Below are 23,915 nucleotides of genomic sequence, written 5' to 3'. Positions count from 1 at the left end.
CCCGACAGGGTTTTGACCCCACCCAGGAACACGACGATCAACGCGTCGAAACTGCGGGCGGTTTCAAGTTCGTTCGGGAAAATACTGCCCTTGGAAAAGACGAACAACCCGCCCGCAAGCCCGGCCATCGTCCCCGCAAAGGTAAAGGCAACCCACTGGATATGCTTGGTGTTGATCCCCATCGCCTCGGCTTGGCGAGCGCTGTCGCGGGCCGCGCGCATGGCATAGCCAAAGGGCGCATGGGCCGCTTGGCGCAGCAGCAGAATGCCACCGACACAAAGGATGAACGCGATGTAGTAATAGACGCTGTTGTCCGATGCCCAGGCAGAGGGCCAGATGTTAACCAGCCCGTCATCGCCGCCGGTGACGTCCCCCCACTGGAACGCAAGGCTCCAGAGAAGTTGGCCAAAGGCCAGCGTCAGCATGGCGAAGTAGACCCCGGTTGATCGCAGGCAGACCCAGCCGATGACGATCGCCGCTAGCCCGGCGCAAAGCGGTGCGAGGATCAGTGCCAGTTCCATCGGAGTATCGGCATAAGTGACGAACAATGCGGCCGCATAGGCACCGCCGCCAAAGAATGCAGCGTGCCCAAAGCTGACCAGACCACCTTGGCCCAGCATGAAATGCAGGGATGCGGCGAACAGACAGAAAATCATGATATCGGTGACCAGCACGACCGAGAAATTACTGCCATAAAGCGGCAGCAACCCGAGGATCACCAAACCAAACGCCACCAGCAAACGGACACGTTGACCTGCGGGCTTGATGGGGCGTTCGGGTTCACCGACTTGGCCATGTTCGCCTGCGATTTCCTCTTTGCCCAGCAGGCCAAAGGGGCGGAACATAAGCACGACGATCATCACAAGGAACATCAGAACAAGTGTGGATTGCGGCGCATAGGTGACGCCAAACACGTTAAGTACGGAAATGATGACCGCAGCCAGATAGGCACCCGGCAATGACCCCATGCCGCCAATGACAACGACAACAAAGACAGCGCCCAGAATGGTGAAATCCATCAGCAGATCGGCACCGCCCTTGGGCAGTTGCAGCGCACCGCCAAGACCCGCCAAGGCACAACCCAGAAAGAAGACGCCGGTGAACAGCCATGCCTGATTGACGCCAAGTGCGCTGACCATTTCGCGGTCCTGCGTCGCCGCACGGACCAGAACGCCGACACGGGTGCGGGTGATCAGATACCAAAGCGCAAGGGCGACGAATGGCGTAATGATGATCAGCGCGATGTCATATTGTGGCACCGGTTCGCCCATAATCCGGATCACCCCCTTGAGGCCCGGGGCACGCGGCCCCAGCAAATCTTGGGGTCCCCAGATCATCAGGGCAAGGTCTTGGATCACCAAGATCACCCCGAAGGTTGCGACCAGTTGGAACAGTTCAGGCGCGCTATAGACAGGGCGCAGCACGCAGACTTCGACGATGACACCAATCAGGCCGACAATCAGACCCGCAAGCAAAATAGCGCCCCAAAATCCGACAACACCGGGGAGAACCTGCATCAGGGAATAGCCGACATAGGCCCCCAGCATATAAAAAGACCCGTGGGCAAAGTTTACGATACGGGTCACACCAAAGATCAGCGACAAGCCAGACGCGACCATGAAAAGCGCACCAGCATTGGCAAGCCCAGTCAGAATCTGTGCGATAAAAAGGCCCATCAGCCAACCTCATAAATTTTGGGAAAAGACGATGCTCCGGAAGGCGACCCTTCCGGAGCGGCACCGCTGTTTAGTCAGCCGGGCGCAGTTTCGAGACTTCTTCGTCGGATGGCAGATAGTTGGCACCATCCATGTACGTCCAATCGGTCATCACGCCTGCACCGTCCCTGAGTGCGGTCGTACCGACAAAGGCACCCAAGGTTGCTTGGTTATCGATTTCGCGGAAGGTGATATCGCCCACGGGTGTGGTCACGTCCAGCCCTTCGAACGCCATGCGGATTGCATCGCTTTCGGTAGATCCCGCTTTGTGGATCGCTGCGGCAACTGTTTCAGCCGTCATATAGCCCACAAGAGACCCCAGTTTCGGCGTTTCATTGAAGCGTGCCTGATAGGCATCGACGAACACCTTGTTGTCGCCATCCGCTTCGGTGAAGTCATACCAAGGATAGCCCGTCACGATCCAACCCTCAGGCGCTTCATCTGCCAGCGGTTCAAGGTATTCCGGTTCGCCTGACAGCAGGCCGTAAACCGTGCGACCATCAAACAGACCGCGTGTGTTCCCTTCGCGGACAAATTTGGCCAGATCCGGGCCGAATGTCACGTTATAGATCGCGTCGGGTTTGGACCGTTCCAGCGCCTGCACCTCGGCACCGGCGTCGATCTTGAACAGGGCGGGCCACTGTTCGCCGACGAATTCAACGCCCGGCTTCAGCTGGGTCAGCACTTCCTTGAACGCGGCAACCGCGTCTTTGCCATAGGCATAGTTGGGCGCGATGGTGGCGTATTTCATCGCGTCAGTTTTGGCCGCCTGTTCAGCCAGCATTGCGGCTTGCATATAGGTCGAGGTGCGCAGACGGAACGTCCACGGATTGCCCTGCGACCACGTCAACGCATCAGCAAGTGGTTCAGAGGCCAGATAAACCCACTCCTTTTCCGCCGCGACGGACGAGATTGCCAAACCCACGTTCGACAGGATCGTACCGGTCAGCATCACAGTGCCTTCGCTGGTCATCAGTTCTTCGGCAATTTTGATCGCCTCGCCGGGGTCGCCCTGGTCGTCGCGGAATACGAACTCAAGCGGACGGCCCAACACACCGCCAGCGCCGTTGATCTCTTCCAGCCGGAGTTCGATGCCCTTCTTGTAAGGCTCTGCAAAGGCGGCCATGCGTTTGTAGTGGTTGATCTCGCCAACCTTGATCGGCTCGCCCGATTGGGCAAACGCGGCAAGGCCCGTCATGCTTAGGGCGGCGGCCCCTGCTAGGGTTTTCAGGAATGTGTTTCTGTTCATTTTGGTGTCCTCTCTGTTGTAGGTGCCGTCTTTTGCGGCGTTATTTATGGTCAGTCGTGCTGGACAAAGACCGGTGACACGGGTTCGCCCAGATCATCGGTCGCTTCGGCCTCAATCCGGTCGCGGATGCGCTTGCGGTAGACATTGGGCCCCTTGTCGATGGCAATGCGGATCGGCTTGCGTTTTTGCGGCCGCTGTTCTTCCTCGTGGATCGCTTCAAGTATCGACTTGTCCTCGGCAAAGGCGACGCGGAACATCGCGTCCATCTGTTCAGATGCGGCATCATCGCCAAGGGCCGTGTTCCGCAGATGCATCCAGTGGTCGATCGTATAATCCTCGGTCACAGGCGTGACGAAATGCAGCGCAAAGATACGCACACCTTTGTTGCGTTCTTCTTCGGGAAGTTCAAGCGCAGCATCGGCTGATCTGAAATCGATCACCGCCGTGGAAGGCAGGTGAAGGTAGTAATAATGCCAGCGGTCGACATTGCCGTCGAAGCCGCCAAATTGCTTGAAAAAGCCGATCGGTTCAGCATCCCTGATCCAGCGCCATGCGACGATGGCTTCGTCCGCTGTTTTCACATGCACCGGCACGTTTTCAGACGCAGCATTGCCCAGCGTGGTTGGATGCACAAAACTGACATGCGCAGGATCAACCAAGTTTTCCGCGACATTCAGATAATTCGCCTTGATGTGCAGCTTGTCGCCGTGGTGCAGGTGCCAGCCATCCTCCGACAGTTCGGGCATGTCAAAAGCCAAAGCGGTGTCGGCCTTTTCGGCGTCCCCCATCCAGATGAAGACAATTCCATGACGCTCAAGCACCGGGAAACTGTCGACATAGGCGCTGGTGGGCAGGTTCGACTGGCCCGGCACGCGCACACATTGCCCGCCCGCGTCAAAGGTCATGCCGTGATAGCCGCATTGAATGGTATCACCGATGCGCTTACCCTTGGACAAGGGCAGCAACCGGTGCGGGCAGCGATCCTCCAAGGCAGCAAGCTGACCATCGCTGCACCGGAACACCACGATATTCTGGGCAAGCAGGGTTAAAGGCACCAGGTCGTCGCCAAAGTCCGTTGACCACCCTGCGACGTACCATGCGTTTCTGACAAAGGACAAAGCATTACTCCTTGTGTTTACACCTCACATGAAGGACCAAAAACTTGTTAGCTGTCAAACAATATTTTTGATCTGATATCATGTAGACCCCAGATAAAATCCATGGGATGATAATGCATAAGAAATACGCAGAAGCACCAAGATACTGGACATCACTTTGGCCGAAACGGCAAATTCACCGCGCCGCGCGGCACCACCCTATCAGCTGGAAGACCAGGTCGGTTTCAAGCTGCGCCTTGCGAACCAGCGCCACCTTGAGATCTTCAACAAGAGGATGCCTGACATCACGCCGACGCAATTCGCCGTGCTGGCCAAGCTGCGCGACGAAGTCTGTATCAGCCAGAACCAGCTTGGTCGTCTGGTCGGCATGGACGCGGCGACGACAAAGGGCGTGGTGGACAGATTGCGCAAGAAGGGTCTGGTGCAAAGTACCCCATCAGCGACCGACATGCGGCGCCTCGAAATTTCGCTGACGGAAACGGGCAAGGAGTTCTCGGCCGAGGCCATCACAGTCGCCCATGCCATTTCCGCCGAGACTGTCAGCAACCTGACCCCCCGCGAGGTTGACCGGCTGCTGACGTTGCTTGATAAACTTTAGGGCCTAACGCAGGCCATCTTTGCCGATCGCTTCCGCGTGGGTCAGTCCGCCGACCCGTGGCAAGGGCCGCCCGCTGTCGGTGACGGCGACGGCGACCAGAATCTCACCGGCGCGGGGTGCGTCGTTCAGGCTGACCTCGATCCCGTCGAAATGGCTGCGCACATAGGCGGCATCCTTGTGGCCCAGCGGCACGTCCAGCACCTGCCCGGGCCCGCCCATCTTTTTCGATGACGGCACCAATGCGGCCCCCTTTTCGACGGCAACCCGCAACGGCGCGCCCAGCTTGGGGTGCAGAATGGCGGCGGCATGTTCCAGTTCTCCGCCCTCGCCGACCATGGCGGCCTTGCCATAGCTTTCCGCCTGCGCGGGTGTGATCCCAAGGGCAGCTACGCATTTATCGCCCAGCAGTCCCCCCAGTTCTGCGCCGATGTCCATCAGGGGCGTCAGATCCTCGGTATAAGACCCTGCAAAAGGGTTTTTGATCACTGCAACGGCAACTGCCTTGCGCGTGGCGGGCGAAATGGCTTGACCCATTTCGCGGTGGGTTTCTTCGATCCAGACTGCAATCTTGCGAATATCGGCGCTCATCTCAGGCCATCCTCCCCTTTGATATCCTTGGCATCCAGGCCCCCTGCCCGGTTGTGGATCCGCGACCCTGTGGTCATGACGAGGATCACCGCCATTTCATTTGCGCGGGGGCTGTCGTTCAGACCGACTTCGATCGAATCGAAATGGCTGCGCACATAGGACGCGTTGGCATGCGTGACCGGCACATCAAGGCGCACACCGGCGGTGCCGACCTTCTTGCTTGAGGGGACGATTGCCTTGGCCCCGCCCAACACATCGCGCATCGCATAGCCGCCCGGCGCATGCCAAAGCGCACCATGCTCCAACTCTCCGCCTACGCCGACGATAGACCCTTTGCCGTAGCCTTCGATCTGCTCTGCCTCGACCTCGAGTGCGGCAAGCAGCTTTTGTGCCATTGTCAGGCCCAACGGTTTGAGGTCTTCCATGAAGGGCTGGATGTCTTCGACATAAGACCCTGCATAGGGGTTTTCGATCACGGCCATCACATATCCGCGTTTCAACGGCGTGTTGGCACGGGGGCCGCCTTCGTGAAAGATCTCCTCGATACTGGTGACCATCTTGCGGATTATGACGTCAGGCATGGGTAGGGGTCTTTCTGTATGTGTTTCATTTCTTCGGGCAGTCCAAGCGTTCGGCTTTGCCCCTGTAAAAACAGCGCGGCCCCGTCGATCAGGGCGGCATCGCGCAGTGCATTGGCGGCAGTTTCACCGTGTTGAAGCGCCTGCGCAACATCTGTTTGGGACAAGGTGCCGACATGGATGACAACCGGGGCTGTACCCAGATCGCTATCGTCCCGCAGGCTGTTGGCAGGGGCACGTTTGATGGCGGGGTGATCGGACAGATTGACAGCATTGCCCAGATTGGTTGCCGCCGCATCGGCCATGGAAGCAGTGCGCGCCAAGACCGTCACCGCATCGGCAATCCCAAGGCTTTGGCTGCGGCCACGCTGGCCACTGGTGGCGATTCCACGGATGGGGTCGGCGCTGGTGATTTCGACAGTACCAAGGCTGTGCCCGTCCGGCGCGGCAACGGCGATTTTGAACGCCGCCTCATTGGTCAGATGAAGCGCGATGTCGCCGCCATTGTTCACATAGGCACGGGTCAGATCCGTGGCATCGACCATGGCTGCCAGAACCTCTTCGGCAACGGCACCCGCGACGCAGATCATCGGCGTGGTCAGCCCGTCGGCATGTGGCAGGGCTGCGCGGTACATCCGGCGTGCGATTTTGCCCCGCGGTTTGGTACCAACAGGCTGGCGCAGCAACGGCAATTCGGCCATCAACTCGGTCAAAACAGTTTCGAACCTGTGATATGCCGCCCGAAAAGCCGCATCGCGCGCGCCGTTTGCCCCGATGATCAGGTCAATCGGCCCGTGCGACAGGTGCAGCCTGTCGCCGGACAAAAGGGCCGCTTGGGCGTTCATTTATCTCTCTTTGACCAGCCGTAGTTTTCTCGGTCGTTCGGGTCGGATTGCAAGGCCAGTTGCGCCACACGGCGTACGTCCTGGGTGACAACCTCTGCAACCGGCTGGATATGTTCCATGTGCCCGCCAAGCGTGCCGTAGTCTTCGCGCCGCAGGGTGAATTCAATCGGCGCGACAAGCGCAGGCGTCGGCACATAGCCGAAGGAATTCGTCGGCATGTCCATCACATCCACCATCACCGTGATGCCACCACCGGGCCAGACATAGGCTTCTGCCCCGCCGCAAGACACATGGGTCAGGGATTCCTTGACCGACCTTGTCAGGCGCACCGGATTCTCTGTGACCCCCGCGCGCAAGCTGCCGCCCGCACCGCCCATGAACAGCACCGAACACAACGACGGTTCGCAATTCTCCGCGATCCGTTCGGCGACGACCAGCAGTTCCGGCGTGATGTCGGCGGGCTGCGGTTCAAGATCGTCATCAAGGATGAAATACGCCCATTGTTCGCCGGTGGTCGAGATCATCAACAACCGCAGCCCGGGCCAGGCGCGCTTGGGGTCGGCGGGGCGTAAAATAGTGAGTGGGTCTTCGACATCGGTGCCACCCCACCCGGTGCCGGGGTCTGCCACCTGGAAATATCGTCCTGGGGTCGAACGGCGCCCGTTGATGCGGATACCGGACGGGGTCATGTCCAGCCCCTTGCCCGCCTCGTGTTCGCTGAGGACGCCGGTGATGTGATCGTCAACGACAACGACTTCGTCCACATGGCCGTGCCACTGTTTTGCAAACATCCCGATGGTCGCGGAGCCACAGCCGACGCGCATCAGCTTTTCGGGGGTGCCATTGATGATGGGGGCTTTGCCCGCCTCGACGACCATCGTCACGCCACCGTCGATCATCATTTCGACCGCCTCGCGATTGCACAGACGCAGCAGCGCATCGCAGGTCACACGGCCTTCCTTTTTGGACCCGCCCGTCAGGTGTTCGACACCGCCCAGGGACAGCATCTTGGAGCCGTATTCAGAGGTCATCACATGGCCGATTGCTTCACCATCCACCCGCACGACCGCGCGCTCGTCCCCGATGTGGCGGTCGGTGTCGATCTTTACCTTGACCCCGCAGTACGAGAATATGCCCTCGGTCACGACGGTGACCATGTCGACGCCCTCGACCTCTTGGCTGACAATGAACGGTGCCGGTTTGTAGTCGGGATAGGTCGTGCCCGCCCCAACGGCGGTCACAAAATCACGCCCGCCTTGAATGACGTCTCCGTCCCAATCCTGAGCATTGTTACCCTGGTCCAGAAACGCCACGGCCTTGGCACCGGACTGGATCACCGTCAGCGGATCAAGCCGGACCAATTCGCCCGCGTGGTTGGCATAGCGGTCACAGGCACCGGATTTGCCATCGGCGATGAAACACATCACGGGGCATGCATCGCAGCGGATTTTTTCGGGCTTTGGGTCGCGCAGATCATCAAGCATGTCCGGCCTCCTTCAGGGCTGCGCGCAGGCGCGTGGGGGTTGCAGGCGCATGGGTGACCTTTGCGCCGGTTGCGTGATAGATCGCGTTAAAGATCGCAGGGGCCGTTGGGATCAGGACATGTTCGCCAAGGCCCTTGGCACCGTAGGGGCCGTGGGCATCCGCCACCTCAAGGATCAGGGTCTCGATCGGGGGAATATCGCCAATCGTGGGGATCAGATAGTCATGCAGGTTCTCGGTGCGACCGGGGATATATTCCTCCATCAAGGCCATGCCCAAGCCTTGGGCGATGCCGCCCTGCACCTGGCCTTCGACCAGCAGCGGGTTGATCGCGCGGCCCACATCATGTGCAGCGACAAAGCGCAGGGGTTTGCACAGCCCAAGGGCGATGTCGACCTCAACCACCACAAGATGCGCGGCATAGCCGAATTGCGCATAGGGGATGCCCTGCCCGTTTTCATCCAGCGGTTTGATTGGCGGGTCATAGGTTTCCTGCGCCATCAGCACATAGCCTTCGGTGTTCGCATCAAGCCGCGACAGATCAAGGGCTTGCGTGCGGCCTGCTTCGGTCACGATCACCTGCCCGCTTTCCAACGTGATCCTCGCGTCGGGCCCGGCATTCGCTTGCCGCAAAATTTCGCTGCGCAGGGTCTCGCCCGCTTTCAGGGCGGCATTGCCTGACACGAAGGTCTGGCGCGAGGCGGATGTTTTGCCAGCATCCGGCGTGATGTCGGTGTCGGCACCCAGCAAGATCAGCCCGTCGATGGACACGCCAAGCGCCTTGGCGAATATCTGCGGAATGACTGTGTTAGAGCCTTGTCCGATGTCCATGGCACCTTGATGCAGAACGACGGTCCCATCCGCGCGCAAGCCCGCCTTGATGGTCGACGGGTTTGGCAGCGACGTGTTTCCACAGCCGTACCAAGCGCTGGCAATGCCGACACCGCGTTTGTGGGTCCTGCTGGTTGTATTGAATGCGGCGCAGTCGGTTTTGGCGGCTTCCCATGCGGGTTGAAGCGCCTCAAGGCAGGCTTTGATGCCGACGCCTTGGTCAAACACCTGACCGCAGACGGTGGGCACCCCGTCGGTCAGCGCATTTTTCAGGCGAAACGCAAGCGGATCCATTCCCAGCTTTTCGGCCAGCAGATCAAAGGCGGTTTCCTGTGCGATCGCTGATTGGGGTACGCCGAAACCGCGAAAGGCACCGGCGGGCGGGCAATGGGTATGCACGGCACGGCTGCGCGCGCGGTAATCGGGGATACGATACGGACCAGAGGCATGCACCGGCACGCGGTTCGCCACCGTAGGGCCCCAACTTGCATAGGCCCCGGTGTTGAAATCACCGTCAAAGCTGAGCCCGGACAACGTGCCGTCGGATTTGGCACCGATCCTGATGCTGATCTGTGCGGGGTGGCGTTTGGTCGTAGATTGCATCGTCTCGTTGCGGGCATAGGTCATGCGGACGGGTTTGCCGGTTTTCAGGGTGGCCAGCGCGATGAAGGGTTGCAAGGACACGTCGATTTTCGACCCGAACCCGCCACCGACTGCTGTCGGGACGATACGGATATCCGCCATCGGCATGTTCAGCACGGAGGCCAGCGTTTCGCGATCCATTCCGGGGGCCTGCGTACAGGCGTGGACATGCAGGCGGCCCCCGACCATCTCGGCAAAGCCCGCCTCCGGTTCGATATAGCCGTGTTCGACAAAGCTTGTTTTATACGTCGCCTCGACCATCGCATCAGCCGCATCAAGCGCTGCGTCGGCATCGCCGCATTTCACAAAACCACCGCACATGATGTTGCCCTTGCGGTCGTCAAACAGCAGCGGCGCGTCGTGCGTGATAGCATCGTCAATGTCGGACAGCGTGATTTGCGAGGTCCATTCGACGGGAAAACTGCCAAGGTCCAGCGCGGCCATGACGTCGGCGTCCCCGACAACGCAGGCAACGGCCTCGCCTCGGAAACGGATATGACTGACGGCGAAGACCGGTTGATCAATAAACCCCGGAATGACGCCGAAAGCATTCAGTCCGGGGACGTCTTTTGCGGTCAATACAGTCTCTATCCCAGGATGTTGAGCCTGCCACGCGGCAATATCGCCAAAGGTAAAGCTGGCCGAGGGATAGGGCGACCGGATCACGCGGGCAACCAGCGCACCGGCGGGGGCGACATCATCTCCGAATTTTTCTGAGCCGTCCACCTTGGGCAGCCCGTCGAACCGGCGCGCGCTATGGCCGAGTTCGGTCGGGGCCTTGACCATTTGATCGGCGGCATGGGCACCAACGACAGCGTCAATGATCTTGCGATAGCCCGTGCAGCGGCACAAAACGCCGCCAAGCGCATCTTGAACCTGCGCATCGGTGGGCTGTGGCTCTGCGCGCAGCAGGGCAACGGCAGATACCATCATCCCCGGCGTGCAAATCCCGCATTGGGCCGCCTGATGGTGCTGAAAGCTTTCCATGAGCGCCTGCGCGTCCGGGTCAGCCTTGACCAGTCCGGCCAGTGTTTCAACCTTGCGACCCGTCGCCTGTTGTGTGGCCATCAGGCAGGCGCAAACAGGCGCACCATCGACCAGTACGGTACAGGCCCCGCAATCGCCCGCATTGCAGCCGATCTTGACGTCCTTGCGGTCCAGCCTTTCCCGCAGAGAATGGGACAGACGTTCGCCCGGTGCAGGATCGACCTGCACAATCGTACCGTTCAGGGTAAACGAAGTGATGGCAGTGGCGGCGGATTTGTCCATCAGGCGGCTCCTTCCAAGGCTTGGGCGATTGCGCGGCGGATCACATGCGATGCGGCTGTCTGACGGTAATCGGCGCTGGCGCGTACGTCCGAAATGGGGGTCAGACCAAGGATCAGATCATCGGTCACGACATCGGGCAGATCGGTCACGGGCAGGCCGCGCAAGGCGTCCTCGAGGGCGGTCATCCGCTGTGCGACCGGCGATGCGGCACCGATGCCGATCCGAATGTCAGAGACCAAACCGGCCTCGATCGTAACCAGCACCGCCACCATACAAATCGAGATCACCAGATATTTCCGCGCACCCAGTTTGACAAAGCTGCCTTTGCTCTCCGCTGGCAGGTCGGGAATGTGGATCGCAGTCAGGATTTCATGCGCCGCGCGGTCGGTCTTGCGGACCCCTTGGAGAAACGCAGAAATCGGCATCTGGCGCGTGCCGTCTGTCGAAGACAACTCAACCGTCGCATTTAGGGTCAGAAGCGGCGGCACCCCGTCGGCGGCGGGTGACGCATTGCACAGGTTGCCAGCGATCGTGCCGGTGTTCTGGATCTGCACCGACCCGACCTCGCGGGCAGCCAGCTTTAGCCCGTCAAACGCGGCTGGCAGATCGGCCTTGATGATGTCTGTCCAGGTTGTTGCGGCACCGATCCGCCACCCCTTGTCGGTTCTTGACACGCCGCGCAGCTCTGCCAGCCGCGATATGTCGATCAACGTGCCGTCAAAATGGTGATCCCCCTGGGCAGGAAACCAATCGGTCCCGCCTGCAATAACGGACGCGGGTCCGGCAGCCAGAGCGTACAACGCATCCTCAAGCGTGGTGGCGGTGATGTAGCTCATGGAATGCGTGCTCCTGTCCGGGTGAGAACTTGTTGGTATGCTAATAGAAATTCGATGGCGCGGATTCTGTCAAATCAATTCGCGCAGCCGCTAGCCGACAAAAGCCTTTTCGACCACAAAAGTGGCGGGGCGGTTGTTGGCCCCCTCCTCAAGACCAAAGCCTTCGAGCGCCAGTTTCGTATCGGCCAGCATCTCCATCGACCCGCAGATCATGCCCCGATCGGTTTCGGGGTTGATCGGGGGCACACCCAGATCGTCAAAGATCTTGCCCGAGGCCATCAGATCAGTCTGCCGCCCCATGCGCGGCCAGTCTTCGCGGGTCAGGGTATCGTACAGGGTCAGCCGCTGTGCAAATTCTCCGATTAACGGGTCCGCCTTCAGGCTTTCGACAAGCGCGCGTGAATACGTCAGCTCCCCTGCGGTGCGGCAGGTATGGCACAGGATCAGGTCATCGAATTTGTCGTATGTTTCCGGGTCGCGGATGATTGACGCAAAGGGGGCGACCCCCGTGCCTGTGGCGAACATCCACAACCGTTTGCCGGGCAGCAAGGCGTCATTGACCAATGTCCCTGTCGGCTTGCGCCGCATCAGCACTGTATCTCCGACCTGAAGCTTTTGCAGGTGGCTGGTCAGGGGACCATCTGGAACCTTGATCGAATAGAACTCGACCTCTTCGTCCCAAGAGGGCGAAGCGATGGAATAGGCCCTGAACACGGGCTTTTCAGCGTTCGGCAGGCCGATCATTACGAATTCACCGGACCGAAAGCGAAAGCTGTGAGGTCGCGTGATGCGAAACCGGAACAGGCTGTCCGTGTAATGCTGCACCTGCGTCACGGTCTGCGCGAACACGCCCGCGGGGATTGGAAAGGGGGTGTCGAGTGTTTCTGCGCTGTCCATGGATCATTCCTTTTTCGCTGCTTGACATATTGTTTGTACACAAACGAAATACTGTCAAGCATTTCATCTTGCTTGGTTTGATTTTTCTGTTAGCGTTCAAATGAAACCAAGATGCTTGAAAGGCAACGACATGTCAGACACCCCCGCAAAGCTTGTGATCCGCAACATTGGCATGATCCTGTCTGGCAAGATGGAAGAGCCCATTTTCGACGGTGATTGCCTGATCGCGATTGACGGCAAGATCACAGAATGGGGCAAGGAAAAGGACATGGACTGCGAGGGTGCGACCACGCTGATCGATGCCCATGGCGCGACCCTCGCCCCCGGTCTGATCGACAGTCACGTGCATCCGGTGGTTGGCGACTATACCCCGCGCCAGCAGCAATTGGGCTGGATCGATTCGACCCTGCATGGCGGTGTGACGACGCTGATTTCGGCGGGCGAGGTGCACATGCCCGGGCGCCCCAACGATCCGGTTGGCACCGTCGCGATGGCGATTGCCGCACAGCGCTGGTACGAAAACTTCCGCCCTTCCGGGGTCAAGGTGCATGCGGGGGCACCCCTGCTGCAACAAGGGCTGGAAGAACATCATTTCCGCCAGATGGGCGAAGCTGGTGTCACGCTGATCGGCGAGGTCGGCCTTGGCACGGTGAAAGACGGCAAAACTGCGAACGAGATGGTCGGCTGGGCGCGCAAATACGGCATGCAAAGCACGATCCACACCGGCGGTCCGTCGATCCCCGGATCGGGCTTGATCGACGCGGACATGGTGCTGGAAACCGGCACCGACGTGGTCGGCCACATTAACGGCGGGCACACCGCCCTGCCCGACGACCAGATCATCTGCATCTGCGAGGGCTGTAAAGCCGCGCTCGAGATCGTGCATAACGGCAATGAACGCGCCGCTTTGCTGACGCTGAACACCGCGCGTGAACTGGGCAAGCTGGACCAGCTGATCTTGGGGACGGACGGGCCTGCAGGCTCCGGGGTGCAACCGCTCGGCATCATGCGGATGGTGGCGCTGCTGTCATCGCTGGGCGATATCTCCGCCGAGGTTGCCTTTTGCTTTGCCACCGGCAACACCGCGCGGCAGCGCAAGCTGGACACCGGATTGATCGAAGCCGGGAAATGCGCCGACTTTGTGATCATGGATCAAGCACAGCACGCGCCGGGCAAGAACCTGCTGGAATCGGTGCAACTGGGCAACCTGCCGGGTGTCGGCATGACTGTGATCGACGGTGTCGTGCGCAGCCAGCGCAGCCGGAATACGCCACCGGCCACACGCCTGCCCGAGTTGGTGAAGGGAATTGTAGGGGCGTAAGCGCCCCTAGCTTGCCCCAAGCAACCGCATCGCGTTTTCCTTGAGGATCAGCGGCCGGACGTCGTCCTTGATCGCGATCTTCTCGAAATCGGCCAACCAGCGTTCGGGAGTGATCATCGGCCAGTCCGACCCGAACAGCATCTTTTTCTTCAGGATCGAATTGGCATAGCGCACAAGAATTTCAGGGAAGTATTTCGGGGACCAGCCGGACAGGTCGATATAGACGTTCGGCTTGTGCTGTGCGACCGAAAGCGCTTCTTCCTGCCAGGGAAAGCTGGGGTGCGCGAGGATGATTTTCAGGTCGGGGAAGTCGACAGCGACATCGTCCATATACATCGGATTTGAATATTTCAGACGCATGCCATTGCCGCCGGGCATGCCGGACCCGACACCGGTTTGACCGGTGTGGAACAAGGCGATCCCGCCTTCTTCTTCAATGGCTTCGTAAAGCGGATAGGCGATGCGGTCATTGGGGTAAAACCCCTGCATCGTGGGGTGGAACTTGAACCCCTTGATGCCGAAATCCTTGATCAGACGCCGCGCCTCGCGCACACCCATCTTGCCCTTCCACGGATCAATCGACGCAAACGGGATCAGCACATCGTCATTCTCTGCGGCGATGGCAGCGACTTCTTCGTTCTTATAGCGGCGGTATCCGGTCTCGCGCTCTGCATCGACGGGAAAGATCACGGCTGCAATATTCTGTTCGCGGTAATGCGCAGCTGTTTCTTGAATCGTCGGGGGATGCTTCCACGGCGCACCGAAATAGCTGGCCATCGTTGATTGCAGATCATCATATCCGTCATCCGAATGGCATCCGCAGGGTTCTTCGGCATGAGTGTGAAAATCAATGGCGCGAATTTTATCAAAGTCGATCATTGCAGCCTCTCCCGTGGGCAAAGTTTGCGCAAGTCTGGAACAAATCATATTGCTATTCAATAGAACAATTGTTCTATTCATCTAAATTGCACCTTCAAGGATTTTGCCGTCATGACCTCAGCCGTTGCCAACCCGGATGTTTTGAACATTGACCTGCAAGGGGATATTGCGGTTCTCACCATGACCCGCCCCGACAAACGCAACGCGATGAGCGACGGACTGCTTGGCGCGCTCAAGGCGTTCTTCATGGACCCGCCCAAGGAAGCCCGCGCTGTCGTGCTGACGGGAACTGCCGGGCACTACTGTTCCGGTCTGGACCTGAGCGAACATGTCAAACGCTCGACCGAGGAAACACTGTACCATTCGCGCAACTGGCATGGTGTGATGGATATGATCCAGTTCGGCGGTTTGCCGGTGGTATCCGCGATCTTTGGCGCGGCGATCGGTGGCGGGCTTGAACTGGCGACGTCGACCCATGTGCGGATTGCCGAGCCGTCCACGATCTTTCAGCTCCCCGAAGGGCGGCGCGGCATCTTTGTCGGCGGTGGTGCAACTGTGCGTGTGGGCCGTATCCTTGGGGCCGACCGGATGACCGAAATGATGCTGACAGGCCGCAAGTTCAACGCCGAAGAAGGCGTGCAGCTTGGCTTGGCACATTATGCCGTGGGCGAAGGGGAATCGCTGGCGATGGCAATGGATCTGGCGGGCAAGATCGCGCGCAACGCGCCGATGTCGAATTACATGATGATCAACTCGATCAGCCGGATTGAAGACATGTCCAAGGCCGATGGTCTTTATGTCGAAAGCCTGAGCGCTGCCGTGTCGCAGTCGGGTCCGGATGCCGACGAAGGCCTGCGCGCGTTTCTTGAAAAGCGCGCACCAAAATTTCGCTAGTAAATTACCAAGATGCCGCGCAACCTGCGGTATCATACAAGCAGCACAAAGCTGCATCATCAACTCTGGGAGGAAACGATGAATAGACGTTCTTTGATAAAAGCGGTGGCGGCGGGTGTTGTCGCAAGCGGGATGTTTGCAGGTACGACGGCATCGGCTGAAACAACGACACTGCGCCTGCACCAGTTCTTGCCACCTGTTGCCACTGTGCCAAAGCACATCCTCAAGCCATGGGCCGAACGGGTCGAAGCGGCGTCGAACGGAAGCCTCAAGATCGAACATTTCGATGGCATGGCGCTTGGTGGCCGTCCACCGGAACTGATCGACCAGGCCATTGACGGCGTGGTGGATATGTCGATGACCGTCGTTGGCTACACGCCCGGCCGCTATCCCAAGACCGAAGTGTTCGAACTGCCCTTCATGATGACTGATCCGGTTGCCACATCGAAAGCGTTTTGGCAGCTGGTAGAGGATGACTTGCAGGCTGGTGAATACAAAGACCTCAAGGTTCTGGGCGCATGGGTGCATGGCCCCGGTGTGATCCACACCAAGGAACCTGTCACCAAGCTTGAAGACCTTGCGGGCAAGAAACTGCGCGGCCCGACACGGGTGATCAACGACATGCTGTCCGAACTGGGCGCGACCCCCGTCGGTCTTCCCCTGCCCGGCATCCCCGAAGCGCTGTCCAAAGGCGTGGTCGAAGGAACCGTGATCCCATGGGAAGTCACCCCGTCGATCCGTCTGGCCGAACTGGTAAGCAACCACACCGAGTTCACCGGACCAGAGGCGCTTTATACCGCGACAATCGTTTTGGTCATGAACAAGGATAAATACGAATCCCTGACGGATGAGCAGAAAGCAGCAATCGATCAGGAATCCGGTGCGGCGCTCAGCGAATTCGCGGCGCAGGTGATGTTTGATTATGATGCCCCCGGCCGCGAAATTGCGGTCAAGAACGGCAACAACATCATTGAACTGGACGCCACCGAAGTCGCCCGTTTCAAAGAGGCAGCGCAGCCCGTGATCCAGCGTTGGGTGGCCGAAGCCGAAGGTAAAGGCTTTGACGGTCAGGCCCTGATCGACCAGGCCAAGGCGCTGATCAAATCCAAGTCCGACATGTAAAGAATTGTCGAGGCGGCCTGTTTCAGGTCGCCTCGAACACCCCGTCCCCGCCGTCATATATCGCTTGCAGCAATTCAGGCCGGTTGCGCATGACGGCGCGCTGGTTGATTGACCCTTTGTCGGTCACTTCGCCCTTATCCAGGCTGGGCGCGTCCATCATCACCAACATCCGTTTGATTTTAGTTGCTGACCCCGTGGCGGTCGCTGCAAGGCTGTTCAGGCGGGCCTGCAAAGCGGCCTGAATCTCGGGGTCCTGCATCAGTACGGCCAAACTATCCCCCGGTGCCATCTTTTGCAGTTCCTCCACGTCGGCCAAGACAATTGCGCCCAGAAATGGCTGATCCTCGCCGACGATCACCGCGTCCCGCAGCAATCCGTTGAAGTGATCGACCAGCTTGGCCCGCAATGCGCCGACGGCCACCCATGTCCCTGTGCGCAGCTTGAAGTTCTCTGCCGTGCGCCCATCGAAAAAGAACCCCTTGGTCAGATCATCAGGGTCAGCGGGACGCAGAGCATCGCCAAGGATATAGAACCCTTCATCGTCCAGCGCATCGGCTGTCGCTTGCGCGGCCCCGAAATAGCCGGGCGTGATCGAGGGACTTTTCAGGCGCGCCTCAAGCTTGCCTTCGTTGGGCACAAGTTTCAGCGTTACGCCGCATGCAGGCACGCCGACATTGCCGGATTTAGGCTGGTGATCCGTGCCCATCAGCGCAAAGGGCCCCGTTTCGGTCGCCCCAAGCGCGGTGACCAAAAGCACCTCGCGCCCCGTGGCCTGCTTGGAAAGCGCCTTGAGCTGGTTCCATGTGTGCTGCGCCATCCCGGCACCTGCATACATCATCATGTCCATTCGGCTGAAAAACGTCTTGGCCAGATCGGCATCCGCTTCAAAGGCGCGCGCCAGCATTTCGTATCCCAACGGCACATTGAAATGCCAGGTGGGGCGGACATCGGCCAGATTGCGCAGCGACGTGGCAAAGCCCGCAGCGGTCGGCTTGCCCTCGTCGATGTAAAAGGTGCCGCCGTTATACAGCACCATGTTGAAAGTCTTGTTGCCACCGGCAGTATGGTTCCACGGAGCCCATTCACATACGATCGGGGGATGATCCGCCAGAAAACGAAAGCAGTCGGCGATCATGTCCTGATTGCTGGTCAGCATATGCTGCGTGTTGATGACCGCCTTGGGCGATCCGGTTGAACCTGAAGTGAACAGGTATTTCGCGACAGTCTCAGGCACCAGATTGGCAAAGGCTGCGTCGGCTATTTCCGAGCCCAATCCACTGCATAGGCTCTCAAATCCTACCTGCCCCTCGCCCGGATTTTGCGTCGCGATCACGGCCAGATCAGGTGTCGCAATCGCTGCAATCGCTTTGCCGAAGGCGGCACCGTCGGCCACAAAAACCGCGCCGGGTTTCAACAGCGCGGCGATATCGCGCAGCTTGCCATGATCGTCAGACACCAGCGAATAGGCGGTGGACAGCGGCGCATAAGGCACGCCGACATATTGCGCGGCCAGACCGATCAGCGCATGTTCGATGTCATTGCCAGACAGAACCAATAACGGTTTGTCCGGTCCCATCCCCAAGGACAGTAACCCTGCCCCGATCTGCCGGACCTGTGCCAAGACTTGTGCATATGTCATGGTGCGCCAGCCGCCCGAGCTGTCACGCTGGCCCAGATAGATCCGGTCCGGCGTCGTCTTGGCCCAATGGACCAACCTTTCCGGGATGCTTGTCGCCAGGACTTCAACCGCCCCCTTTTGCGCCATGATGATGGTGCCGTCTGGACGGTGTTCGATATCGAACTCGGGCTGCCAAAGCGCTGGACCGGCGGCGCTCATCTCGCTCAATTCCCGACGAGCTTTGACAAGATCACGTGCAGGCTCTCGCGTTCTGCGGCGCTTAGATTGGCAAAAATGCGGTTTTCATGGGCGACGATCGCAGCGCTGACCTTGTCATGCAGGTGTTCCCCCTTGAGGGTCGTGCGCAAGGCATAAGCGCGCCGGTCCGTCAAAGCGCGTTCACGGCGGATCAGGTCCAGATCCTCAAGTTCGTCCACGATCACCACCATGCCCGACCGTTCAATCGACAGGGCAGCGGCGACGTCGCTTTGGTTGATGTCGGGGTTCGCGCTGACGACCGACAGCACCGACATGCTACGTTGGCTCAGATTAAAGCCCAAGAGCAATTCGCGCAGGTCACGCTGGATGGTGACCCAGCTGCGCTTGATCAGGTAACCGGTGAAATCAGGCAGATTGCTTTTGCGGATCGCCAAGGACAGATCATCGCTGTGCAGCGTCGGGGTCGCAGGTGTTCGTTGCTTGGTCATGCCGGTCTCATCCCAGTCTTGGCTTTGTTCTGTTACCGAACATTATGGGGCATCCAATCCTTTTGGCAAGCAAAATGCACGGCCTTGCGCCCCGTGCTTTGATTGACGCAGTATCAAAGGCAAACAGCCAACCAGGAAAGCCTCATGTCAATTTTGCCGCCCCCCGCCCTGCGCCATGTCACAGATTTGACAGTCACTTTGGACCCGATCCGGCATATGAACACAGGCCGCGCAGGGATCCGGCGGATCATTCCCATTGTCGGGGGCACGGCGCAGGGGCCTGCGATCAACGGCAAGATTTTGAACGTCGGGGCCGACTGGCAGACGCAATTTGCCAGCGGACTGACCGAACTTGATACCCGCTACGCCATTGAAACCAATGACGGGGCCACGATCGAGATCCAGAACTACGGCTATCGCCACGGCCCCGCCGAGGTGCTGGATGCGTTGGTGCGCGGCGAAGAAGTACCCCACGACGCCTATTACATGCGCACCCATGCGCGGCTTGAAACTGGCGACGACCGCTATGCCTGGGTGAACCACACGCTTTTCGTCGGCCATGGCGCCCGTCTGAACGGGCTGGTGCAGATGTCGCTGTTCGCGATTGACTGACGCTTGCATGAATATCCCGAGGGTGACGAAACTATATCTTTCATTCTGTGGGTAATCATGGTCAATTTTCCGAAAAGGCCCCTGTCGCCCCGTGAAAACCTGTCAAATGTCAGCTTGCGGAACAATGTTCCGATCTGCGGTATTGGCAGCGCGAAATTTAACGCTTAGGCTGGGCCGTAAGAGTCGCGGACAATCGTGGAGGAGTGTCCGACCAAGGCTCACCAAGGGAGGAAACATATGGCCGAGGTATCGGAATTGCAGCCCATGTCAGGTATGCGCACGTGACTGCGATGACCCTGGAAGAGGCTATTCACCACACGACGCTGACCAATCCGACGTTCGAGGTGGCAGAGGCCGAAATTCGCGGCGTCACCTATCGGACGTTCAAGAACATTCCCGGCACGGTCGGCGCTTTGATGTTGGCGAGCCGCGAACAGCAAGGCAACGGTGCCGCTGAATTTCTGGTCTACCGCGATGAACGCTGGACCTATGATGAATTCTGCGCCGAGGTGCATCGCATTTCACATGCCCTTCGTGACGGGCTTGGCATCGGCAAAGGCGACCGCGTTGCCATCGCCATGCGCAACTATCCCGAATTGATGATGCTGACCTTGGCCATCGCATCTGTCGGTGCGGTGACTGTGTTCATCAACGGATGGTGGACCACCGAAGAACTTGATTATGCGCTGCAAGACAGCGGTGCCAAGACGATCTTTGCCGATGGGCCGCGCGTTGACCGGATGCTGCCGCTTGTCGATAGGCTGGGGCTGCGCATCGTCGGCGTGCGCGACGGTGAAGGCATGGTCGACCTTGGGCTGGACGCCTTGAAGGCGGACATGCCGGACACGCCTGTTGAGGGGATCGCGCTCGACACGGATGATGACTTCGCCGTCATGTATTCCTCGGGCAGCACGGGCAAGCCCAAGGGCGTCGTGCAGACCCACCGCAGTGCCGTCAGTGCCGTGTTCAGCTGGCTTATCCAGGCTGTCGCCGCCCCCTTGGTCAATCCGCCGCAACCCGGCGACCCCGAGGCACCGCGCCCTTCGGGGTTGATCGTGACGCCGCTGTTTCACGTCACGGCGACCCATCCGCTGTTTCTGCTTAGCCTGCCTGCGGGGGCCAAAATATCGCTGCTCCATAAGTGGGATGCCGAGGAAGCCGTGCGGGTGATCAACCGTGAAAAGGTCACGCGGTTTCTGGGGGTCCCGACGCAATCCGCCGATCTTTTGGAAGCCGCAAAGAGGATGGGTGAAACGCTGCCCACGCTCGCATGGCTTGGTGCAGGCGGGGCAAAGCGCCCCGCGGCCCAGGTCGCGCAGTTGCAAGGGCAGTTCCCTGCCGCTGAAATCGCGACCGGCTGGGGCATGACCGAGACCAATGCGCTTGGCATCGGGATGGTCGGCGAAGAATACAACAAGCGCCCGAATGCGGCCGGGAAACTGCACCCGCCGTTGCAGGATGTGCGGTTTCTGGATGACAACGGCAATGATGTACCCGTTGGCGAGTTGGGCGAAATCACCGTGAAAAGCCCTGCCAACATGCGCTGTTACCTCAACAAACCCGAGGCGACCGCCGAGACCATGCAAGACGGCTGGCTGCGCACCGGTGATTTGGGCGTAATCGACGCCGAAGGATTCATCACCATTCTGGACCGCAAGAAAAACATCATCATCCGGGGCGGTGAAAACATCGCCTGTCTGGATGTTGAAGGGGCCTTGCACACGCACCCCGACGTAATCGAAGCTTGCGCCTTTTCCGTCCCCGATGAACGGCTGGGAGAGATTGTTGGCGCGATGATCCAGACCCGCGATGGCAAGAAGCTGAGCCCCGAAGACATGGCGGCGCATCTGGACGGCCGCCTCGCAAAATTCAAAATGCCGCAACAATTGTGGTGCCAGGACGGGCCTTTGACCCGTGGTGCCACTGACAAGATTGACCGCCGTGCGATCCGCGCCGCGTGTCTGAACCTATAGGCCTCCGGGCCTTTGCTGAAAGGAAGACAGATGAACCACCCCTCAGACGAAGAAATCGGTGCCTATATCGGTGCAGCCGGAAAGGCAGCCTGGGAGGTTCCCGACCTGCCAGCCGATACCAAACTGCGCGAGATCAAATCGGTCGGCATCATCGGCGCAGGGACCATGGGCGGCGGCATCGCGATGAACTTTGCCACCGCGGGCATTCCGGTGACCATCGTTGAAACCACCCAAGAAGCGCTGGATCGCGGCCTCAAGGTCGTGCGCGGCAACTATCAGCGCAGCAGCGACAAGGGGCGTTTCCCGCAAGACGAGGTCGAGGCACGGATGGACCGTTTCAACGGCCAGCTAGAAATCGCTGCCCTTGCCGATTGCGATCTGGTGATCGAAGCCGTGTTCGAAAACATGGAACTGAAGCGCAAGATTTTCACCGAACTTGACCGTGTTATGAAGCCCGGGGCCATTCTGGCGACCAACACATCCGCGCTGAACATCGACGAAATCGCAGCAATGACCAAGCGGCCCGAGGACGTGATCGGCCTGCACTTCTTTTCACCCGCAAACGTGATGAAACTGCTCGAAATCGTGCGGGCCAAGCATACCGCCGATGACGTCGTCGCGACCTCGATGGACCTTGCGCAAAAGATCAACAAGATCGCCGTACTTGTCGGCGTCTGCCCCGGTTTCGTCGGCAACCGTATTCTTTTTGCGCGCCAGAAACAGGCAAACAAGCTGCTGCAACAAGGGCTGATGCCTTGGGATGTGGATGCCGCTTTGAACGCTTTTGGCTTCAAAATGGGCCCGTTCCAGATGTCCGACCTTGCCGGTCTGGATATTGGCTGGTCCAAAGGGGCCAAGACCGAAAACCCGATCCGTGATGCCTTGTGCGAAATGGACCGTCGCGGCCAAAAGACCAAAGCCGGGTTCTACGACTATGACGAAGCCCGCCGCCCGATCCCGTCGGATGTGGTGGCAGGTGTGATCAAGGACATCACCGGTGCCGAAGCCTCTACGATGTCGCCCGACGAGATCATCGAAACCTGCATCTATCCGATGATCAACGAAGCGGTCAAAATCCTTGAGGAAAACAAGGCACAGCGCCCGTCCGACATCGATGTGGTCTGGCTGAACGGCTATGGCTGGCCCGCCGACAAGGGCGGCCCGATGTTCTATGGCGATATGGTCGGCGCGCAGGCCGTGCTGGACGTGATGGAGCGTTTGGGCACCGAAGATCCCGAATTCGCCCCCGCGCAACTGCTGCGTGATCTGGCGAAAAACGGCGGCAAATTCACCGAGATTGATACCGGAGGGCTGAAAACATGAGCTATGAATTCATCAAGACCGAAAAAAAGGGTCATATCCTGATCGTCACCATGAACCGGCCCGAAGTCTACAACGCCGTTCATGCCGAAATGCACCAGGAGATGAGCGATTGCTGGGATGACTTCGCCGCAGACCAGGACCTGTGGGTCGCGGTGCTGACCGGTGCGGGCGACAAGGCGTTCACCGCGGGCAACGACCTCAAGGCGACAGCGTCCGGCGGGTCCAAGAAAACACTGGCCGCGACAGGGTTTGCGGGGTTGTCATCGCGCTTTGATCTGGAAAAGCCGATCATCGCCGCAGTGAACGGGTTTGCCATGGGGGGCGGGTTTGAAACCGCGTTGTCCTGCGACATCATCCTTGCATCCGAGCACGCGAAATTCGCCCTCCCCGAAGTCAAGGTCGGCTTTTTCGCCTCTGCCTCGGGTGTACAGCGTCTGTCGCGCTACATCGGGCGCCTTGCTGCGCAGGAACTGATGCTGACGGGCCGCACAATTGATGCCGCTGAAGCGTTGAAACTGGGCTCCTGCAACGAGGTGCTGCCCGCCGACCAGCTGATGCCACGTGCGATGGAATTGGCGGAACAGCTGTGTTCCGTCTCGCCCTCGTCGGTCAAAGCGACCAAGCGGATCCTGAACAGCATGAACGTGGCCGAGGGTCTGCCCGAAAGCCTCGAGTACAGCCGTGTCGTCCAAGGTGATCTATCGCAAACCGAAGATTTCAAAGAGGGCGTTCAAGCCTTCGTCGAGAAACGCAAACCCAATTGGGTCAACAAATAATATCCGAATTTAACAGCCTGGAGGCACTGAATGTCACATAAC

21 protein-coding genes are annotated in these 23,915 nt (G+C 59.3%); 8 read left to right on the top strand and 13 right to left on the bottom strand.

The features are described from left to right. From RGAI101_RS18230 to RGAI101_RS18220, 3 genes are all read right to left on the bottom strand, one after another. The coding region (locus tag RGAI101_RS18230) for an ABC transporter permease (protein WP_037230142.1) at positions 1-1,676 on the bottom strand (1,676 nt) is incomplete at its 3' end. 70 nt (positions 1,677-1,746) lie between these two features. Next, on the bottom strand, positions 1,747-2,964 hold the full coding sequence (locus RGAI101_RS18225; protein ID WP_008229713.1) for an ABC transporter substrate-binding protein: 1,218 nt from the start codon (positions 2,962-2,964) through the stop codon (positions 1,747-1,749). Between the two features lie 50 nt (positions 2,965-3,014). Further along, on the bottom strand, positions 3,015-4,082 hold the full coding sequence (locus RGAI101_RS18220) for an aromatic ring-hydroxylating dioxygenase subunit alpha (protein ID WP_008229699.1): 1,068 nt from the start codon (positions 4,080-4,082) through the stop codon (positions 3,015-3,017). 157 nt (positions 4,083-4,239) lie between these two features. Here RGAI101_RS18220 and RGAI101_RS18215 point away from each other — a divergent pair, with 157 nt between their 5' ends. Next, positions 4,240-4,680 carry a MarR family winged helix-turn-helix transcriptional regulator gene (locus tag RGAI101_RS18215; protein WP_008229590.1) on the top strand — a complete coding sequence of 147 codons (441 nt, stop codon included), beginning with the start codon at positions 4,240-4,242 and terminating at the stop codon, positions 4,678-4,680. Between the two features lie 3 nt (positions 4,681-4,683). On the opposite strand, the gene RGAI101_RS18210 is transcribed toward RGAI101_RS18215, so the two are convergent. The 7 genes from RGAI101_RS18210 to RGAI101_RS18180 form a co-directional block, all read right to left on the bottom strand. Beyond that, positions 4,684-5,268, bottom strand: a complete 585-nt coding sequence (locus RGAI101_RS18210) for an amino acid synthesis family protein (RefSeq protein ID WP_008229500.1) — start codon at positions 5,266-5,268, stop codon at positions 4,684-4,686. Beyond that, positions 5,265-5,849, bottom strand: a complete 585-nt coding sequence (locus RGAI101_RS18205; RefSeq protein ID WP_008229602.1) for an amino acid synthesis family protein — start codon at positions 5,847-5,849, stop codon at positions 5,265-5,267. The genes RGAI101_RS18210 and RGAI101_RS18205 overlap by 4 nt, the downstream gene beginning before the upstream one ends. After that, positions 5,834-6,691: a UPF0280 family protein gene (locus RGAI101_RS18200; RefSeq protein ID WP_008229782.1), complete on the bottom strand. Its 858-nt coding sequence runs from the start codon at positions 6,689-6,691 to the stop codon at positions 5,834-5,836. Before RGAI101_RS18200 ends, RGAI101_RS18205 begins: the two co-directional genes overlap by 16 nt. Then, positions 6,688-8,175 carry a hypothetical protein gene (locus RGAI101_RS18195; RefSeq protein ID WP_008229595.1) on the bottom strand — a complete coding sequence of 496 codons (1,488 nt, stop codon included), beginning with the start codon at positions 8,173-8,175 and terminating at the stop codon, positions 6,688-6,690. The genes RGAI101_RS18200 and RGAI101_RS18195 overlap by 4 nt, the downstream gene beginning before the upstream one ends. After that, positions 8,168-10,915 (bottom strand): molybdopterin-dependent oxidoreductase, encoded by a 2,748-nt coding sequence (locus RGAI101_RS18190; RefSeq protein WP_008229823.1) that lies wholly within the window; start codon positions 10,913-10,915, stop codon positions 8,168-8,170. Before RGAI101_RS18190 ends, RGAI101_RS18195 begins: the two co-directional genes overlap by 8 nt. Continuing rightward, positions 10,915-11,751, bottom strand: coding sequence for an FAD binding domain-containing protein (locus tag RGAI101_RS18185; RefSeq protein WP_008229554.1), 837 nt, complete (start codon positions 11,749-11,751; stop codon positions 10,915-10,917). Before RGAI101_RS18185 ends, RGAI101_RS18190 begins: the two co-directional genes overlap by 1 nt. A gap of 90 nt (positions 11,752-11,841) precedes the next feature. Next, entirely contained in the window at positions 11,842-12,648 is an 807-nt protein-coding gene (locus RGAI101_RS18180; protein WP_008229591.1) for a ferredoxin--NADP reductase, read from the bottom strand. Between the two features lie 130 nt (positions 12,649-12,778). Here RGAI101_RS18180 and RGAI101_RS18175 point away from each other — a divergent pair, with 130 nt between their 5' ends. Beyond that, on the top strand, positions 12,779-13,969 hold the full coding sequence (locus RGAI101_RS18175) for an amidohydrolase family protein (RefSeq protein ID WP_037230139.1): 1,191 nt from the start codon (positions 12,779-12,781) through the stop codon (positions 13,967-13,969). A 6-nt stretch (positions 13,970-13,975) separates the two neighbouring features. Here the strand turns inward: RGAI101_RS18175 and RGAI101_RS18170 are convergent, their stop codons facing one another. Further along, positions 13,976-14,848, bottom strand: coding sequence for an amidohydrolase family protein (locus tag RGAI101_RS18170; protein ID WP_037230024.1), 873 nt, complete (start codon positions 14,846-14,848; stop codon positions 13,976-13,978). 111 nt (positions 14,849-14,959) lie between these two features. On the opposite strand from RGAI101_RS18170, the gene RGAI101_RS18165 reads away from it, so the two are divergent. Both RGAI101_RS18165 and RGAI101_RS18160 read left to right on the top strand, forming a co-directional pair. After that, positions 14,960-15,742 (top strand): crotonase/enoyl-CoA hydratase family protein, encoded by a 783-nt coding sequence (locus tag RGAI101_RS18165; RefSeq protein ID WP_008229821.1) that lies wholly within the window; start codon positions 14,960-14,962, stop codon positions 15,740-15,742. A 78-nt stretch (positions 15,743-15,820) separates the two neighbouring features. Next, on the top strand, positions 15,821-16,864 hold the full coding sequence (locus tag RGAI101_RS18160; protein ID WP_037230136.1) for a TRAP transporter substrate-binding protein: 1,044 nt from the start codon (positions 15,821-15,823) through the stop codon (positions 16,862-16,864). A 22-nt stretch (positions 16,865-16,886) separates the two neighbouring features. On the opposite strand, the gene RGAI101_RS18155 is transcribed toward RGAI101_RS18160, so the two are convergent. Then, positions 16,887-18,701 carry a feruloyl-CoA synthase gene (locus tag RGAI101_RS18155; RefSeq protein WP_008229800.1) on the bottom strand — a complete coding sequence of 605 codons (1,815 nt, stop codon included), beginning with the start codon at positions 18,699-18,701 and terminating at the stop codon, positions 16,887-16,889. Between the two features lie 5 nt (positions 18,702-18,706). After that, entirely contained in the window at positions 18,707-19,189 is a 483-nt protein-coding gene (locus RGAI101_RS18150; RefSeq protein WP_008229796.1) for a MarR family winged helix-turn-helix transcriptional regulator, read from the bottom strand. 144 nt (positions 19,190-19,333) lie between these two features. Here RGAI101_RS18150 and RGAI101_RS18145 point away from each other — a divergent pair, with 144 nt between their 5' ends. The 4 genes from RGAI101_RS18145 to RGAI101_RS18130 all read left to right on the top strand — a co-directional run bounded on the left by RGAI101_RS18145 (position 19,334) and on the right by RGAI101_RS18130 (position 23,873). Beyond that, on the top strand, positions 19,334-19,801 hold the full coding sequence (locus tag RGAI101_RS18145; protein WP_008229510.1) for a DUF3237 domain-containing protein: 468 nt from the start codon (positions 19,334-19,336) through the stop codon (positions 19,799-19,801). 290 nt (positions 19,802-20,091) lie between these two features. Continuing rightward, positions 20,092-21,774, top strand: a complete 1,683-nt coding sequence (locus RGAI101_RS18140) for a class I adenylate-forming enzyme family protein (protein WP_008229810.1) — start codon at positions 20,092-20,094, stop codon at positions 21,772-21,774. A 30-nt stretch (positions 21,775-21,804) separates the two neighbouring features. Next, positions 21,805-23,097, top strand: coding sequence for a 3-hydroxyacyl-CoA dehydrogenase (locus RGAI101_RS18135; protein WP_008229842.1), 1,293 nt, complete (start codon positions 21,805-21,807; stop codon positions 23,095-23,097). Further along, positions 23,094-23,873 (top strand): enoyl-CoA hydratase-related protein, encoded by a 780-nt coding sequence (locus RGAI101_RS18130; RefSeq protein ID WP_008229587.1) that lies wholly within the window; start codon positions 23,094-23,096, stop codon positions 23,871-23,873. Before RGAI101_RS18135 ends, RGAI101_RS18130 begins: the two co-directional genes overlap by 4 nt. Positions 23,874-23,915 lie beyond the last annotated feature (42 nt).

The sequence above is a fragment of the Roseobacter sp. GAI101 genome (assembly GCF_000156335.1).
GTDB lineage: Bacteria > Pseudomonadota > Alphaproteobacteria > Rhodobacterales > Rhodobacteraceae > Sulfitobacter.
Note: the sequence above shows the minus strand (reverse complement) of the source record. Positions and strands in the feature narration are given on the sequence as shown.

Coding starts and splice junctions, on each gene's coding strand:
- RGAI101_RS18160 (WP_037230136.1), top strand. CDS start 15,821: ATGAATAGACGTTCTTTGATAAAAGCGGTGGCGGCGGGTGTTGTCGCA.
- RGAI101_RS18200 (WP_008229782.1), bottom strand. CDS start 6,691: ATGAACGCCCAAGCGGCCCTTTTGTCCGGCGACAGGCTGCACCTGTCG.
- RGAI101_RS18205 (WP_008229602.1), bottom strand. CDS start 5,849: ATGCCTGACGTCATAATCCGCAAGATGGTCACCAGTATCGAGGAGATC.
- RGAI101_RS18190 (WP_008229823.1), bottom strand. CDS start 10,915: ATGGACAAATCCGCCGCCACTGCCATCACTTCGTTTACCCTGAACGGT.
- RGAI101_RS18145 (WP_008229510.1), top strand. CDS start 19,334: ATGTCAATTTTGCCGCCCCCCGCCCTGCGCCATGTCACAGATTTGACA.
- RGAI101_RS18225 (WP_008229713.1), bottom strand. CDS start 2,964: ATGAACAGAAACACATTCCTGAAAACCCTAGCAGGGGCCGCCGCCCTA.
- RGAI101_RS18210 (WP_008229500.1), bottom strand. CDS start 5,268: ATGAGCGCCGATATTCGCAAGATTGCAGTCTGGATCGAAGAAACCCAC.
- RGAI101_RS18180 (WP_008229591.1), bottom strand. CDS start 12,648: ATGGACAGCGCAGAAACACTCGACACCCCCTTTCCAATCCCCGCGGGC.
- RGAI101_RS18155 (WP_008229800.1), bottom strand. CDS start 18,701: ATGAGCGCCGCCGGTCCAGCGCTTTGGCAGCCCGAGTTCGATATCGAA.
- RGAI101_RS18170 (WP_037230024.1), bottom strand. CDS start 14,848: ATGATCGACTTTGATAAAATTCGCGCCATTGATTTTCACACTCATGCC.
- RGAI101_RS18140 (WP_008229810.1), top strand. CDS start 20,092: ATGACCCTGGAAGAGGCTATTCACCACACGACGCTGACCAATCCGACG.
- RGAI101_RS18130 (WP_008229587.1), top strand. CDS start 23,094: ATGAGCTATGAATTCATCAAGACCGAAAAAAAGGGTCATATCCTGATC.
- RGAI101_RS18195 (WP_008229595.1), bottom strand. CDS start 8,175: ATGCTTGATGATCTGCGCGACCCAAAGCCCGAAAAAATCCGCTGCGAT.
- RGAI101_RS18185 (WP_008229554.1), bottom strand. CDS start 11,751: ATGAGCTACATCACCGCCACCACGCTTGAGGATGCGTTGTACGCTCTG.
- RGAI101_RS18135 (WP_008229842.1), top strand. CDS start 21,805: ATGAACCACCCCTCAGACGAAGAAATCGGTGCCTATATCGGTGCAGCC.
- RGAI101_RS18165 (WP_008229821.1), top strand. CDS start 14,960: ATGACCTCAGCCGTTGCCAACCCGGATGTTTTGAACATTGACCTGCAA.
- RGAI101_RS18175 (WP_037230139.1), top strand. CDS start 12,779: ATGTCAGACACCCCCGCAAAGCTTGTGATCCGCAACATTGGCATGATC.
- RGAI101_RS18150 (WP_008229796.1), bottom strand. CDS start 19,189: ATGACCAAGCAACGAACACCTGCGACCCCGACGCTGCACAGCGATGAT.